Source organism: Novosphingobium kunmingense (genome assembly GCF_002813245.1).
In the GTDB taxonomy this organism is placed as follows: domain Bacteria; phylum Pseudomonadota; class Alphaproteobacteria; order Sphingomonadales; family Sphingomonadaceae; genus Novosphingobium; species Novosphingobium kunmingense.
In genome coordinates this window covers 315,585-330,369 of sequence record NZ_PHUF01000005.1, presented here as the reverse complement: position 1 = coordinate 330,369, position 14,785 = coordinate 315,585, and the positions used below count along the sequence as shown (strand labels likewise).

Annotated in this window: 18 protein-coding genes; 8 read left to right on the top strand and 10 right to left on the bottom strand. The window is 65.9% G+C overall.

Annotated elements, in window-relative coordinates:
- Positions 1 to 16 precede the first annotated feature (16 nt).
- The 3 genes from B0I00_RS14340 to dksA form a co-directional block, all read right to left on the bottom strand.
- A complete protein-coding gene (locus B0I00_RS14340; RefSeq protein WP_100868078.1) occupies positions 17 to 1,492 on the bottom strand; it encodes an ABC transporter substrate-binding protein in 1,476 nt (491 codons plus the stop codon).
- 60 nt (positions 1,493 to 1,552) lie between these two features.
- Positions 1,553 to 1,918 (bottom strand): PilZ domain-containing protein, encoded by a 366-nt coding sequence (locus tag B0I00_RS14335; protein WP_232730267.1) that lies wholly within the window; start codon positions 1,916 to 1,918, stop codon positions 1,553 to 1,555.
- 106 nt (positions 1,919 to 2,024) lie between these two features.
- Complete coding sequence (gene dksA / locus B0I00_RS14330) at positions 2,025 to 2,483, bottom strand: RNA polymerase-binding protein DksA (protein WP_100868077.1); 459 nt, start codon at positions 2,481 to 2,483, stop codon at positions 2,025 to 2,027.
- A gap of 329 nt (positions 2,484 to 2,812) precedes the next feature.
- On the opposite strand from dksA, the gene B0I00_RS14325 reads away from it, so the two are divergent.
- Positions 2,813 to 3,148: an SEL1-like repeat protein gene (locus B0I00_RS14325; RefSeq protein ID WP_100868076.1), complete on the top strand. Its 336-nt coding sequence runs from the start codon at positions 2,813 to 2,815 to the stop codon at positions 3,146 to 3,148.
- A gap of 3 nt (positions 3,149 to 3,151) precedes the next feature.
- Here the strand turns inward: B0I00_RS14325 and B0I00_RS14320 are convergent, their stop codons facing one another.
- The 5 genes from B0I00_RS14320 to B0I00_RS14300 are packed head-to-tail and all read right to left on the bottom strand — an operon-like array spanning position 3,152 to position 6,384.
- Entirely contained in the window at positions 3,152 to 4,276 is a 1,125-nt protein-coding gene (locus tag B0I00_RS14320) for a GNAT family N-acetyltransferase (RefSeq protein ID WP_100868075.1), read from the bottom strand.
- On the bottom strand, positions 4,273 to 5,046 hold the full coding sequence (locus tag B0I00_RS14315; RefSeq protein WP_100868074.1) for a glycerophosphodiester phosphodiesterase family protein: 774 nt from the start codon (positions 5,044 to 5,046) through the stop codon (positions 4,273 to 4,275). The genes B0I00_RS14320 and B0I00_RS14315 overlap by 4 nt, the downstream gene beginning before the upstream one ends.
- Positions 5,021 to 5,485 carry a RidA family protein gene (locus tag B0I00_RS14310; RefSeq protein ID WP_100868073.1) on the bottom strand — a complete coding sequence of 155 codons (465 nt, stop codon included), beginning with the start codon at positions 5,483 to 5,485 and terminating at the stop codon, positions 5,021 to 5,023. The genes B0I00_RS14315 and B0I00_RS14310 overlap by 26 nt, the downstream gene beginning before the upstream one ends.
- A 9-nt stretch (positions 5,486 to 5,494) precedes the next feature.
- Positions 5,495 to 6,109 (bottom strand): HAD family hydrolase, encoded by a 615-nt coding sequence (locus B0I00_RS14305; protein ID WP_100868072.1) that lies wholly within the window; start codon positions 6,107 to 6,109, stop codon positions 5,495 to 5,497.
- Positions 6,110 to 6,114: 5 nt separating this feature from the next.
- A complete protein-coding gene (locus tag B0I00_RS14300) occupies positions 6,115 to 6,384 on the bottom strand; it encodes a DUF3572 family protein (protein WP_232730266.1) in 270 nt (89 codons plus the stop codon).
- Positions 6,385 to 6,421: 37 nt separating this feature from the next.
- On the opposite strand from B0I00_RS14300, the gene B0I00_RS14295 reads away from it, so the two are divergent.
- From B0I00_RS14295 to B0I00_RS14260, 7 genes are all read left to right on the top strand, one after another.
- The gene (locus B0I00_RS14295; protein WP_100868071.1) at positions 6,422 to 6,799 is read left to right on the top strand and encodes a response regulator; all 378 of its coding nucleotides are present in this window, start codon (positions 6,422 to 6,424) and stop codon (positions 6,797 to 6,799) included.
- Between the two features lie 443 nt (positions 6,800 to 7,242).
- Positions 7,243 to 8,313, top strand: coding sequence for a hypothetical protein (locus tag B0I00_RS14285; RefSeq protein ID WP_198519260.1), 1,071 nt, complete (start codon positions 7,243 to 7,245; stop codon positions 8,311 to 8,313).
- 20 nt (positions 8,314 to 8,333) lie between these two features.
- Positions 8,334 to 9,074, top strand: a complete 741-nt coding sequence (locus B0I00_RS17085; protein ID WP_157812579.1) for a hypothetical protein — start codon at positions 8,334 to 8,336, stop codon at positions 9,072 to 9,074.
- A 282-nt stretch (positions 9,075 to 9,356) separates the two neighbouring features.
- Entirely contained in the window at positions 9,357 to 9,596 is a 240-nt protein-coding gene (locus tag B0I00_RS14275) for an acyl carrier protein (protein ID WP_100868067.1), read from the top strand.
- 7 nt (positions 9,597 to 9,603) lie between these two features.
- Positions 9,604 to 10,857 carry a serine palmitoyltransferase gene (gene spt, locus B0I00_RS14270; RefSeq protein ID WP_100868066.1) on the top strand — a complete coding sequence of 418 codons (1,254 nt, stop codon included), beginning with the start codon at positions 9,604 to 9,606 and terminating at the stop codon, positions 10,855 to 10,857.
- A gap of 10 nt (positions 10,858 to 10,867) precedes the next feature.
- Positions 10,868 to 11,632, top strand: a complete 765-nt coding sequence (locus B0I00_RS14265; RefSeq protein ID WP_232730265.1) for a GDSL-type esterase/lipase family protein — start codon at positions 10,868 to 10,870, stop codon at positions 11,630 to 11,632.
- 62 nt (positions 11,633 to 11,694) lie between these two features.
- A complete protein-coding gene (locus B0I00_RS14260) occupies positions 11,695 to 13,365 on the top strand; it encodes a hypothetical protein (RefSeq protein WP_100868065.1) in 1,671 nt (556 codons plus the stop codon).
- Here B0I00_RS14260 and B0I00_RS14255 read toward each other — a convergent pair.
- Positions 13,358 to 13,987, bottom strand: coding sequence for a glutathione S-transferase family protein (locus B0I00_RS14255; RefSeq protein ID WP_100868064.1), 630 nt, complete (start codon positions 13,985 to 13,987; stop codon positions 13,358 to 13,360). The genes B0I00_RS14260 and B0I00_RS14255 overlap by 8 nt on opposite strands.
- A complete protein-coding gene (locus tag B0I00_RS14250) occupies positions 13,984 to 14,628 on the bottom strand; it encodes a YqaA family protein (RefSeq protein ID WP_100868063.1) in 645 nt (214 codons plus the stop codon). The genes B0I00_RS14255 and B0I00_RS14250 overlap by 4 nt, the downstream gene beginning before the upstream one ends.
- Positions 14,629 to 14,785 lie beyond the last annotated feature (157 nt).

Below are 14,785 nucleotides of genomic sequence, written 5' to 3'. Positions count from 1 at the left end.
GAAGCGCCGGCGCCTTCTATCTGGGGCGCGGGGCCATCGGCATCAAGGGATGGACGTTCCAGGGGTTGGCGGCAAAGCCGGTGGCCTTGCCGGCGACCAGCGACCAGCGGATCGGCACGCCGAAGGGTATGAAGCCGTTGGCGATGGTCAGCTGCGCCTCGGCATCGGCATAGAGATCGGCGCGCAAGGCCGCATCGGGTTCCTCGAGCGCGGCGGCGACGAGGCTGTCGGCCGACAGACTGCACAATCCCACCCGGCGCGCGCAACCAAGCTGGTTCAGGAACCACGAGGCCCCGGCATAGCGCGCCACGACGTCGACCAGCCGGAGGTCCGCCGGCGCGGTTTCGCCGACCCGGCGGGTGGCAAGGCCGATTGCGGCAAAGTCGGCCGACAGGCGGCGGAACAGCACGTCGGCCCCCGGACCAGCCGGCATCGCCACGCGCAGGACGACCGGGCCGCTGCCAGCGCCCTTCCACTTCGCGACCCGCGCGGCGGCCATGGCGCGGCGGTCCTCGATCGTGCGGCCCATCCAGCGTTCGCCGATCGCGCCGGTATCGCCCGCAAGGCCCGGGTTCACTATCCGCGTCGTCGCCGTCCAGCCGCCGACATTGAGCGCGCCGATCAGCGCCTCGCGGTCGACCGCCATGGCCAGCGCCTCGCGGTTCTCGGGCTTCGAGAGGAAGCCGTCGTCGTGCAGCACGGCAAGGCCGAACAGGCCATTGACCGGATCGAGCCGCACCGCGCCGCGCGGCACGCCCTTGGCGTCGAGCAATGGAAAGTCCGAGAACCGGCCGCCCAGCACGATCGAGGCCTCGTCCGCGTTGAAGCGGTCGATCGCCGTGCCGGCGGGCATGGTGCGCAGCTCCACCGGGCGAATGCGCGCCGCCCAGCCGGCCACCGCGGGCAAGCCGCGGTCTTCGGGCGGGATTGCGCGCAGGATCGCAACGTCCTTGTTGCGGGTCAGCCGCATCGGCCCCGCGCCGCGCGCGCCGCGCAGCAGGCCCAGCTCGGGCTGGGCCAGCACCTGCAGCATGTCGGGCATCTGCTGGTGCAGGCGAATCTCGACCACCCGGCCGGCCATTGCCCGCACCTCGGCCACGCTGGCCAGATCGCCGGCAAGCGGCCCGGCCTTGGCCCGCCCCATGGCCTCGAGCAGCGCCGTACGGGCCGTTTCCCCGGTGATGTCGCTGCCGTCCGGCCAGGTCCCGTCACGCAGGCGGAAGATATAGGACATCCCGTCGTCCGTAACGATCCAGCGATCCGCCAGGGCCGGTATCGCGCGGCCCTGCTCGTCGAAGCCGACCAGACCCTCTGCCGTGGCCGACCGGACGATCTGCGCGGCCTGGGGCAGGCGCGCGCCGGTGTTGAAAGCGGCGCCGGTCTGCCCGATCACCACCACCGATACGGTGTCGTCGCTGCCCTTGCCGCATCCGCCCAGCAGCGCCAGGCCGGCCGCTGCGATGGCAAGGATGAAGGGGTGGGAGCGCATCATGCCCCAACGACCTAGACGATTATGGTCGAAGCGCACAGGCCGCATTGCGCGGCGGCGCGATCAGATCTTGCGGAGCTGTCCTGCCGGATAGTGCTTCATCGGCGCCTTGATGTAAGACGGCGTGCTGTGCGCGGCCGCGACCGGCGCGCGAGCGACCATCGGGTCGATCTCGTCCTTGAACGCCACGCCGCAGCGGTCATCCTGGACCCAGGCGATCGATCCTTCGACCCAGCCAACGTTGCGGACATTGATCCAGACCTGCTGGCCGCGCTGGATCTTGTCCACGCCCTCGGCCATCAGTCCGCCGGCCGACAGGTTGCGGACGCGGACGCGGACCTCGCCGGGCACACCGTCGATCCGCATTTCGGCCAGCACGAACAGGCTGTCGCGCGAGAGCTGCCTCTGTCCGTCTTCGCCTGATTCCACTGCCGTGCTCCGCGCGTGTTGAAAGGTCACGAAAGGTCACGCAACAACCGTGACCCGCATGACCCTGTAAATAGCATTGGCAAACATGCCGTTAACGGCGTGTCGGTCAATCGTCGCGCGAGATTTTTTCGCGACGCTCGTGCGCTTCCTGAGCCTCGACGGTCATGGTAGCGATCGGACGCGCCGAAAGGCGGCCGAGGCCGATGGGCTCGCCGGTCACTTCGCAATAGCCGTATTCGCCTTCCTCGATCCGGCGCAGCGCGGCGTCGATCTTGGAGATCAGCTTGCGCTGGCGGTCGCGTGTGCGCAGTTCGATCCCCCAGTCGGTTTCGCTGGAAGCGCGATCGTTGAGGTCAGCCTCCCGGATCGGGCCGTCCTGCAGCGACTGCAAGGTATCCTGAGCCGCCGAAAGAATCAGCTTCTTCCATTCAAGGAGCAACCGGGCGTAGTAGTCGAGCTGAGCCTCGGACATGTAGGGTTCGTCTTCGCGGGGAACATAGTCACCGGAAATCGCCCGTTTCGCTTTGGCCAGGACGTCAATCTCATCACCGAGGACCGTCGCCATATACTCTCCAAAATAGATCGGACGGCCTGAGGCCCTGCGATCGCGAGTATTCCCGCTAATCGCCCCACCCGTTCGTGCGCGCCTATAGTGCCGCGCAGAATCGCGCACAAGCGCCAATACGGTGAGCCACTAGTTTATCCCACATTATAAAAGGATGAATGAATAGGTGGTCTTTCATCGCCGCGTAACACGGTGCTGGCACGACGCGCTTCAAGGCCACTTCAAAAAGTCGACGCCCCGTTAACCATTTGTTGACCACGATCGGGAAGGTTGGACCTCGACGGCGGCCGGGATCGAACCGGGGGGACCGCCGGCAGGGGGTAGATGACATGAACACTGTCTGGATACACACCGATGCCGCGGCCATGTCGGCCGCCGATAGCCACGCCGAAGACATGCTGGTCGCCACGTGCCTGGCCGCTGCCGCTGGCGGCGACATCAACGCCTACTACGACCTGGGGGTCGCCTATTCGACGGGCAGCCACGGCGTCGATTGCGATCTGATCGAAGCGCACAAGTGGTTCAACCTGGCTGCGGTCAACGGTCACGGCGAAGCCCAGATGTGCCGCGCCGACATCTCGGACGAGATGAACGCCCGCGAAATCGCCGAGGCCCAGCGCCGCGCTCGCGAATGGATCGCCGCGACCAGCCGCCGCGCAGCCTGACCCTTACCCGTCCTTCCTGAACGGGGTGCGCCCGGCCAGATGGATCTGGTCCGATGCCACCCCCATCCGTTCCCGTTCGAGAAAATCGGCCACCGCCTCGCGAAAGCCGGGATGGACGATATGGTGCGCCGACCAGGTCTGCACCGGCTGATAGCCCCGTGCCAGCTTGTGCCCGCCCTGGGCGCCCGCCTCCACCCGCGCCAGCCCGCGTTCCAGCGCCGCGTCGATCGCCTGATAATAACACAGTTCGAAGTGCAGGAACGGCTTGTCGACCAAAGCCCCCCAATAGCGCCCGTAAAGCGCATCGGGCCCGATGAAGTTGAGCGCGCCGGCGATCGGCCGGCCATCGGCATAGGCCAGGATCAGCAGCACGCTTTCGCCCATGCGCTCGCCGAACAGGTCGAAGGCCGCTCGGGTCAGGTAGGGGCGACCCCACTTGCGCGCGCCGGTGTCCTGGTAGAATTGCCAGAAGGCGTCCCAGTGCTCGGGCCGGATCGCGGTGCCGGTCAGATGGCGAATCTCGACCCCGTCCTGCGCGGCGGCGCGTTCCTTCCTGAGGTCCTTGCGCTTGCGCGATGACAGCGCGGCGAGGAAGTCGTCGAAAGTGGCATAGCCCCGGTTGAGCCAATGGAACTGGATGTCGCTGCGCAGCAGCCAGCCGGCGGCTTCGAAGGCGGCTACCTGGCCGAGTTCGATGAAGGTCGCGTGGGCCGATGACAGCCCGTTCTGCTCGCACAGCGCCTCGGCCGCGCGCAGCAGCGGCAGGGCCAGGTCCGGATCGGCCACCAGCAGCCGTGGGCCGGTGGCAGGAGTGAACGGTGCGGCGATCTGCAGCTTGGGATAATAGGCCCCGCCCGCGCGGTGCCAGGCATCGGCCCAGGCGTGATCGAACACGTACTCGCCCTGGCTGTGGTCCTTCAGGTAAGCGGGCAGCGCGGCCAGCAGCGTGCCGCCCTCGCCCGCGATGGTGATCGGCGCGGGCGACCAGCCGGTGCCGGGACCAACCGAGCCCGAATCCTCCAGTGCGGTCAGGAAGGCGTGGCTGACGAAGGGGTTGCCGGCCGCCAGCGCATCCCATTGCCCGGCATCGAAATCACCGACCGCTGAGGAGACCCGCGCCTCGATCACGCCACGCCGGCGCCTTCGGCAATCGCGGCGTCGGCGCAGGTGGCGGCGCGTTCGGCAAGGTCGGCGTCGCGCACCGTCCAGGTCAGCAGCGGCAGGCCGCGCGCCTTCTGCGCCGCGGCGAAGCGGCTCGGCAGGTCGCGCACGTCATAGGCGAGGAAATCGGGCCGGGCGTACCACAGCGCCAGCCGGCGGCGGATCATCCCGGGCAGCGCCTTGTCGTTCTCCTCGGTCACCACCAGCCCGCGCACCGTGTGGGGCGAGCGATCGGCGAACCAGCGCACCACGCGCGGATCGAAGCTCATGATCGCGTGGGCACCGCCATAGCCTTCGATCACGCGGCGCACCGCCAGGCACAGCGCGGCAACGCGCGAGCGGGTGTTGCCCTTGCTCTTGATCTCGATCAGCAGCGGCACCTGGCCGGCGACCTGGTCGAGCACCTTGCGCAGGGTCGGGATCGTGTCGGTCCCGCCCGACAGCACGATCTGGCCAAGCTCCGCGCTCGAGCGGGCGGCGACCGGGCCGCTTTCCGCCGTCAGCCGGTCGAGCGTGGCGTCGTGGAAAACCACCGCCTGCCCTTCGTAGGAGCGCTGCACGTCGCATTCGATGCCCATGCCGCGCGCAATCGCAGCGGCAAAAGCGCTGGGCGAGTTTTCGGGAACGCCGGCGCCGTGCAGCCCGCGGTGGGCATAGGTCACCCCCGCCAGCCAGCCGACCCGCGCCGGCGCTGGCGGCGGCGCGCGCCAGTTATCGAGCAGCGCGAAGAGCGACAACGGCGTCCACTTCCACTGCCACGCCCAGCGGCAGGCTGTTCGCGCTGACCGCGGCGCGGGCGTGCTTGCCCGCTTCGCCGAACACCGCGACCATCAGTTCCGATGCGCCGTTGGCGACCTTGGGCTGGTCGGTGAAGTTGTCGGTCGAATTGACGAAGGCGCCCAGCTTGACCACACGCTCCACCCGGTCGAGCGAACCCAGTGCCGCCTTCAGCTGCGCCAGGATCATCAGCCCGCAACCCTGCGCCGCCAGGATGCCCTGTTCGACCGAAACGTCGGCGCCGAGCTTGCCCTTGACCAGCTGGCCATCGACGAAGGAAATCTGCCCCGAAACGAAGGCCATGTCGCCCGCGATGACCACGGGGACATAGGCCGCGACCGGCGCGGCGGCTTCGGGAAGGGTGATGCCGAGTTCGGCGAGGCGTGCGTCGATGCTCATGGTGTCTTTCTACAGGCGCGAGAGCAGCCAGGGCAAGGCGTGCTCCCAGGTGTCGATCCGGGCGTGGGCGTGTCCTGCCTCGAACCCGCAGGTGATGTGGGGGGCCAGGGTCGGTTCGCCGCACAGGTGCAGGCGGTCGATGTGCGGGACCATTTCCGCGGCCGATCCGTGATGCTGCGCCAGGTCGTCGATGAACACGGCTGTGCTGGGCCGGTATTCGTCGAGGATCGCCTGCAGCGCCGGACCCTTGGGCCCCTGGTTGGTAAAGACGCGTGCGTCGATCCCGTGGCTCAGCAGCTGCCGGCGGCGGGCCTCGTTGTGCTTGTCGGCAAGGTTGGTCAGGATCACGACGTCGGCATGGGTCTTCAAGGTGTTGATCGCCTCGACCGCGCCGGCGATCGGGGTCTGGCGGTGCATCTCGTTGTCGAAGAACAGGCCGAGGTAACGCCAGATATCCTCGGGCGGCACCGGCTCGCCGCTCACCTTGTCGCGGATCGCCCTGGAAAAGTCGTTGCCGATCAGCTTGAACGAAACGGGCTGCGTCGCGTCCAGCCACTCGCCGAAGGGGACGATCATGTGCAGCAGCACTTCGTCGCAATCGCTGATGATCAGCGGACGGGCCATGTTCGTTACAACCTTTCGCGGGCGGCCATCAGGTCCGCCGGTTCGACTCGCAGATCCTGCGCCGCGGCGACCAGATCGGGTTCGTGACTGCCGAGGAAATCGAGCACCGCGCCCAGCACGGCAGGGTCGGTCAGCCCGCCGCGCAGCATATCGGGCGTCATCCCGGTCAGCGCCAGCAGTCGCTCGGCGCGGGGGGCGTCCGCCAGCACCCAGCCCAGCGCGGCAAGCGCCAGGGCGGCGGGATCGGCGGCGGGGGACGGGGGATCGCGCAGCACTAGTCAGAACCTCGGGCAATCGGCTAGGGCACTGCCCATGGCAAAGCGTATCCTTGTTGTCGAGGACAACGACCTCAACCGCAAGTTGTTCTGCGACGTCCTGAAAAGCCAGGGCTATGCGGTGGAACCCTGCGCCGACGGACTGGAGGCGCTGGACCGTGCGCGCCAGTTCGTGCCCAACCTTATCATCATGGACATCCAGTTGCCCAACATCAGCGGCCTCGACCTGATCGAGGCGGCCAAGGCCGACGCGACCCTGCGCTCGATCCCGGTCCTCGCCGTCACCGCCTATGCCGGCAAGGGCGACGAGGAGCGCATCCGCGACGCGGGGGCGGAGGGCTATCTCGCCAAGCCGGTGTCGATCGGCCCGTTCATGGCGGCGGTCAGGGGGCTGGTGGAGAAGGCGGCGGCTTGAGGCCACGCCGACGGAGTTACGCCTGCGCGGCTGTCCGCTATTGGTGTATGGCTCTTTTGGCTCAAACGTAAATTTCGCGCGGGGGGGGCTGATATTGACTATCAAACGGCAAAGTCGCACGCTGACTCCGCGAAATCGAAGTGGGCGAGCGTACAGCAGCGCCCACTTCGATAAAAAATTAGGCGGTATGTAGCTTAAGCTACTCCGTTTGTAATGGCGCTCAGACGACAATTCAGCTAAACGCTGCTAGTGCTGCGACGATTAAGGAAGATGCCAATGCCTGCGCCTTATAACCTCGCTACCATTCGCAGTGGGAGATCTTTTCGGGATTTGGTGATTCGACTCGCATAAACGTTCAAGGCACAGGCACATTGGCCGCGGCTAGTATGTCGGCAAACTCGACCGGCCCTAACCTTGTGACGATTTCGGTCTCATCGGGCGACTTGAGCGAGTGGAAAGTCGGAGATCTTATTCGCATCCAGAACTGTTCTGAGGCTGCCCTCTCTAGCTTCCCGATGCGCATACTCACCAAGTCGTCGACGCAGCTAGAGGTCAGGTGCCCACTAGGGTATGCTCCCACCGTTAGCACGACCGGTACAATCATTCCCGTCAACATCGGAGGTGCTTCTTCGGTAGGTACGGGCGATGCTGCTGACGGGTGGCGCAAGGACATCAACCTAGCAGTATGGCGTGAAGACAATTCGGCAAATCTGCTGGCAGGATGCCGTTACGCCCTTGGGTGCAATGTTAGCAGCAGCAGCGTAACTCCAATTGATCAGCCGCTCTTCATGTCGCTCGATCCGACCCTGTACCGCGGACAGAGGCTCACTTTCGGAGCGTACGTGTATCAAAAGGTGAAAGGCGGGGCAGGGACCTGGTGCCTCTTCTACAATACCGGAACAATCGTTACCGACAGCAGCGCGCCTGCCTCAACCGAGTATCAGTGGCTTGAATACAGTTTCGTAGTTCCAACGAACGCAACTTTCCTAAACGTCGGCATCCGGTTCCAAGGCTCCGTTGGAGACACCTACTATGTCGCCAACCCGGTTCTTGCCCTCACAGCTTCACCTAACCCCGCCATTGGAGAAGGACAATATGTAAAGCCTCAGGAGGTGCTGTTCCCGGTCGTTCATATTTCACCCTGGATCAACGTTGAATTCGGTTACGGAACGACAGCGACTATCGCCGACCAATACATGAACCTTTTTGATCTTCATGCCGACACCGGTGGGAAGATCGCGAGGTCGGTGCCTCGAGCAGAGGGCTGCATAGAGGGTGTCAACTACAGCGAAGTGATCGTCGTCGATGGACCACGACGTCTGCTAGGCTTTTCCGACAGCGACTCTGCGCCAGTCAAGTACGGCGCATTCATGCCTCACATTGCAGCTGGAGTTAAGTCGTTCGGCCCTGCAGAAATTCCCCTGAACGATGGCCGGGCGTTTAGTCTTTCGGCATACCCAGGCGACGAGTGGACCAACGTCTCGATCGATCTGGACAAGTTTTACCTGGCCTAGCCAGGTCTCGGGTAAGGACCATGAACTACAAGGCATTCCCGATCGATTGGCGGTTTCTTCCGGAGCCTGCATTGGTTTGCAAGGACTCGATCCGGCATGTGCTGAATAAAGCGGGCGGAGGTCCTCACCTGCCTTCGATTGTTGGCAAAGCGTGGTTCAAGCTTTATCACCGTACACAGCTTTCCAGGGTCAAGGCGGCAGGCGTGGTCTTCGTCCATGTGCCTCGAACCGGCGGCACATCTGTGGGCAAGGTACTGTATGGTCAAAACCTGCCGCATGTGTCGCTCGCCTATCTACGAAGAGTGGGGGGCGAACCGCTAGCCCGGCTTCCAAGCTTCTCGATCATCCGCTCTCCAACCGCTCGAATAGTCTCCGCATATCGTTTCATTCGCGCCGGCGGCACCAGCTTGATGGCGTGCAGCCGGTACGATCCGTTGGGTTTGCGCAGAATATCGACCTTCGATGCCTTTATCGAAGCCATCGCCCGTCACCAACATCAGCTGAGATCCTACGATGTTTTGCGGGCCCAGAGCGAATACGTCACGGACAGCTCGGGGATCTTGCTCGTCGATCGATTGTTCGCGTTCGAAGATGTGGCGCAAGGCTCACCGGATTTGCACCGCTGGCTTGGAGCTAATGATTTGCCAATGCTTAACGCCTCCGACCATTTGCCACTTTCCATATCCGCTAACTCAAGACGCCTGATCGAAACAATCTACGCCAACGACCTGCAACTGCACGACCGCGTACGTCGGACCTGATTGGCTCGGTAGCGTAGACGCCGTGTCCCGTGCCCAGCGGGGCCGCGTTCGTGTCAAAGCTCTGCCATCCGTCTGTGTAGTCAGGTGGTTCATCCAACCAATCGTTCAATGTCAGCAAGGTTGTCGTATCCTGATAGGCTGCATCTTCGTAAGAATGGCGGACGACCGACGTTCCGGCTAGGGCGACAAATGCCCTTGCGCCCTGCCGCCAACTTTCGCCTATATTCCGCCCCAATCATCGGCCAAAGGGCCGCAAAACCGTTTCATCCCCGGAGTACCCCAATGGACCGCGCCGAAACTGCCGCGAAGATTGCCGCGCTGATCGAACCCTTCAACAAGAAGGGCGTTGAAATCAGCGATGCCACCACCTTTGCCGGCGATCTGGAATTCGACAGCCTGACCGTGATGGATTTCGTCGCCGCGATCGAGGACGAGTTCGATATCATCATCACCATGAACCAGCAGGCCGAGATCGAGACCTATGGCCAGCTGATCGACGCCGTGGTCAAGCTGCAGGGATAACGCACCGATGAGCGAAGGCATCGACGAAGCCGACCGTCCCAGCACCCTGGAAGGGCACGGGACCGACCTGTTTTCCAAATTCGATCCGCTGATCGAACAGCGCCGCGCGCTGCTGGCCACGGGCGTCACCGATCCGTTCAACCTGGTGATGGAAAGCGTCGTCTCTCCCACCGTGGCCATGTGCAACGGGCGCGAGACGATCCTGCTGGGCACCTACAACTACATGGGCATGACCTTCGACCCCGACGTGATCGCGGCGGGCAAGCAGGCGCTCGACGATTACGGCAGCGGCACCACCGGCAGCCGCGTCCTCAACGGCACCTATGCGGGGCACCGCGAGGTGGAAGAGGCGCTGAAGGACTTCTACGCCATGGACCACGCCATGGTGTTCTCCACCGGGTACCAGGCGAACCTCGGCATCATCAGCACGATCGCCGCCAAGGGCGACTACATCGTCCTCGACATCGACAGCCACGCCTCCATCTGGGATGGCTGCAAGATGGGCGACGCCGAAGTCGTTCCGTTCAAGCACAACGACATCGAGGCGATGGAAAAGCGCCTCAAGCGCATTCCCGAAGGCGCGGGCAAGCTGGTCGTGCTGGAAGGCGTCTATTCCATGCTCGGCGACATCGCCCCGCTGAAGGAGATGATTAAGGTCGCCAAGGACAACGGCGCGATGGTGCTGGTCGACGAGGCGCACTCGATGGGCTTCATCGGCCCCAACGGGCGCGGCGTGGCCGAGGACCAGGGCTGCCTGGACGATGTCGACTTCGTGATCGGCACCTTCTCGAAGTCGGTCGGCACGGTCGGCGGGTTCTGCGTGTCGAACCACCCCAAGTTCGAGATCATGCGGCTGGTCTGCCGCCCCTATGTGTTCACCGCCTCGCTTCCGCCGAGCGTGGTGGCGACGGCCAGCACCTCGATCCGCAAGCTGATGCACGCCGGCAACAAGCGCGCGCACCTCTGGGAAAACTCCAAGGTGCTGCACAAGGGGTTGACCGATGCGGGCTTCACGCTCGGCACCGCGGAGCCGCAGTCGGCGATCATCGCGGTGATCATGCCCGACCTCGAGCGCGGCGCGGCGATGTGGGAAGCGCTGCTCCACGAAGGGCTCTACGTGAACCTCGCCCGTCCGCCCGCCACCCCTGCCAACATGACCCTGCTGCGCTGCTCGCTCTGCGCCGAGCATTCGGCCGATCAGGTCCAGACGATCATCGGAATGTTCACCCGCGCCGGGAAGGCCGTGGGGATCCTTGGCTAGGTGGCGGCGGGTGGCCGCCCTGCCGGTTGCCCTGGCGCTGGCAGCCCCGGCCATGGCTGATCCGCCCAGTCCCTACCCCGCGGGCGGGATGACGGAGGACAGTTGCCCGGCGAGCCTGGCCGGGCTGCGCGCGCTCGACGAGCGGGTGCTGCGCAGCGACTGGGCGTGGCAATGCCGCTACCGCGCCGACAACGCTGCGATCGATCCGGCCAGCCCGCCGCGCGTGGTGTTCATCGGCGATTCGATTACCGAGAACTGGGCCGGGGCCGACCCGGCGTTCTTTTCGGGCGGCGTGATATCGCGCGGCATTTCGGGGCAGACCAGCCCGCAGATGCTGGTGCGGTTCTGGCAGGACGTGGTCGCCCTGCATCCGCGCGTCGTGCACATAATGGCCGGCACCAACGACATTGCAGGCAACACCGGACCGACCACGCCCGAAGCCTACCGGAACGCGGTGCGTGCCATGGTCACCCTGGCACGCGCCAACGGCATCGCCGTGGTCATCGGCTCGATCCCGCCAAGCAACGGCTTCGGCTGGAACCCGGCCCTCAAGCCCGCGCCCTGGATCGCTGAGCTGAACGCCTGGCTGCGGGATTACGCCAGCGCCGAAAAGGCGGTATTCGCCGATTACCACGCCGCGCTGGCCGGGCCCGACGGCGAGCTTCCGGCGCGCCATGCCCCCGACGGGGTCCATCCCAACGTTGCCGGCTATGCGGTGATACGCCCGATCGCCGAACGCGCCATCGCCGAAGCGGAGCAAGGCCTGCCGCGCTAAAGCGGTGGGTGGTGACAGCCGCGACGCTTTCTGCAACTCTCCCGCCAAGGGGAGACACGCCGATGCAACGCCGACTGATCGAGGTTATTGCCGCCCTGCTGGCTGCCAGCCCCCTGCCCGCCCTGGCGCAGGACACCCACGATCATACCGTTGCCCCGGCAGTCCCCGCCGCGCCCGCCGTGCCCGCCGCCCCCGCGGCCGAGGCGCGCGACGAAAAGCACAACCACACCGACCAGACCGCGCCCAGGACCCCGCAACTGATGCCGGGCTACGGCGACGGCGGCTTCGCCATTTCGGGCGCGAGTGCCGAGGCGCAAGCGTTCTTTTCCAACGCGCTCGAACTCCACGCCGCTTTCGCCCACACCGCCGCGGTGCGCGCCGCCAAGCACGCGGTTCAGCTCGATCCAGCCTGCGTCATGTGCAAATGGGGCGAGGCGCTGATCGACGGGCCGACGATCAACTATGGCAAGGATGCCAAGGAGCGCGTGCCGCTGCTCGCCCTCGCCAGGCAGGCTCAGGCCGGCACCCGCAGCGCCAGCGCCCGCGACCGCGCGCTGACCGATGCCCTGGTGCTGCGCTACCGGCCGGGGGATACGGCACGCGCCGACCGCGCCTATGCCGCGGCAATGAAAGGCGTGGCGGAGCGGTTTCCGGGCGACAACGAGATCGCCTGGCTGGCCGCCGACGCGCTGATGGTCGGCTCCTTCGCCCAGGACGACGGCTATGACCGGGGCATGATGGACCAGGCCATCGTCCTGCTGGAACGGGTGCTGGCGCGCAGCCCCAAGCACACCCCGGCGATCCATTTCTACATCCACGCGACCGAGGTGATCGGCAAGCCGGCGCTGGCCGAAGCCTATGCCGACAGCCTGCCCGCGCTGGCCCCGCGCGCCAGCCACCTGGTCCACATGCCCAGCCACACCTGGTACTGGGTCGGGCGCTACCAGGATGCGGCCGACACCAACCGCCGCGCGGTCGAGATCGGCAAGGCCAACGCCAGGGCACTGGGCATCGCAGAACCCGACGGGGTGTGGAACCTGCCCTACCACGCGCACAACGTGATCTACGGTCTCGGCGGTGCGCTGATGGCTGGCGATTCGCGCACTGCGCTCGATCTGGCGCGGCCGCTGGTCGAACGTTCGGCCGCGCGCGACAAGGCGCCGCCATGGTCGCAACTGCTCGCCGCCTCGGGCTATTTCGCGCTGGCCCGCTTCGATCCGGCGGGCGCGCTCGCAGTGCCGGAACCCAAGCTCGACTACCTCAAGGCGGCGCGGCGCTATGCCCGGGGCGAGGCCCTGGTCTGGCAGGGCGATCTCGCCGCGGCCCGGGCCGAACGCGATGCCATCCCCGAAAGTATCGCCAAGGGTCCGCGCAAGGACTGGCCCAAGGACGCCACCGTTGCCGCCGAGGCCATGCTCGGCATCACCCGCGCCGTTCTCGACGGGCGGATCGCCATGGCCGAGGGCCGCTTTGCCGATGCCGCGACCGCCTTTCGCAAGGGGGCGCTGCTCGAGGAGACCAAGGAGTTCTCGGACTTCACCGATCCGCCCGCCTTCTGGTATCCGGTGCGGCGCGACCTGGCGGCGGCCTTGCTCGCGGCAGGCGATGCGGCCGGCGCCCAGCGCGAGGCGCAGGCCTCGCTCGACCTCAGGAAGCTCGATCCGGTCGCCCAGCAGATCCTGGCGGCGGCGCGCCTCGCCCTGGGCAAGGGCGCGGCGGTCCAGCTCAGGTAGCGATCCGGCCCTGGCCCTGGCGCTCCTTGGCGCGGCGGAACCCCCCGCGCTGGCTGAGCCGTTCGAAATAGGCGCGCATTCCAGGCGTGACCTGCGCCTCGAGCCCGATCGCCAGCGCCAGCATTACCGCATAGCCGACCGAGATGTCGGCCATGGTGAACCGCCCGGCGCAGGCGAATTCGGCGCCCATCAGCTGCTCCGCGTTGCGCAGGCGCGAGCCGAACCATTCGGCATAATCCTCTGCCGCCTCGGCCGCGCGCCCCGGCTGGAACGCGGTGTAGCGCAGGTGAATCGTCTGCGGGAAGGTCAGCGTCGCTTCGCCCATGTGGAGGAAGTTGAGGTAGTCCGGATAGGCGTCCTCGCCGGGTGCCACGGCCAGGTCGCTCGGCCCGTAGCGCGTGGCGAGGAAATGCGGAATCGCCGCGCTTTCGGTCATCAGGTGGCAGTCCGCGACCAGCGCCGGCACCGTGCCGAGCGGGTTGATGTCCTTGTAGCCTTCGACCCGCGCGCGCGGCGGGAACGGCATGACCTCGAGATCGTAGTCGAGGCCCAGCTCCTCGAGCGCCCAGAGCGCCCGGAACGAGCGCGCGTCGCGGCAATGGTAAAGCTTGAGGCCGGTCACCGCGGCATCCCATGGACAGAGGTCACCGCATCGCACTTGTGCCCGGCCTTCGCGGAATCCCCGCCCAGCAGCGTGATCGCTGCAAAGCCGGCCAGGACCAGCGCGACGAAGCCCGCGGTGGCGAGGCCCAGGTACTTGTCGATGAACGCCTTGATCGGCGCGCCGAACAGGCGGAACAGGATGCCGACGATGAGGAACGAGATCGAGCGCGAGACCAGCGAGCCGAGCAGGAAGCGCACCAGATCCATGCCGATGAACCCGGCGGTTATGGTCAGGAGCTTGAACGGAATAGGTGTGGCGCCCTTGGCAACGAAGATCCAGAAGCCGTATTCGTTGAGATAGCACGCCGCCTTGGGGAAACTCTCGGTAAGGCCGAGAACCGCAAGGATCTGGGCACCGAGGGTGTCGTAAAGCCCCCAGCCGATCGCGTAGCCGAGCAGCCCGCCCGCAACCGAAGCCAGGGTGGCGATCATCGCAAAGCGCACCGCCTTCTTCGGCTGGGCGAGGCACATCACGCCCAGGACCGGGTGCGGCGGAATGGGAAAGAAGCTCGCCTCGACGAAGGCGAACAGCGCCAGCCAGCCTTCGGCGTGCGGGTGCGTGGCCTTGGCCATGGTCCAGTCGTAGAGGCGGCGCAGCATGAAAACTCCCTGACCCGTGCAAGTGGCGCCCTGCTTAGTGGGGCGGCCCGCTGGCGACAAGCGCCGAAGGCATTTAACCCATTTGGTTATTTATCTTGACAATACGCAGTCGTTTAGGTACATACAGGGAACATCGCCGCCGCCCGATTCGACCCTG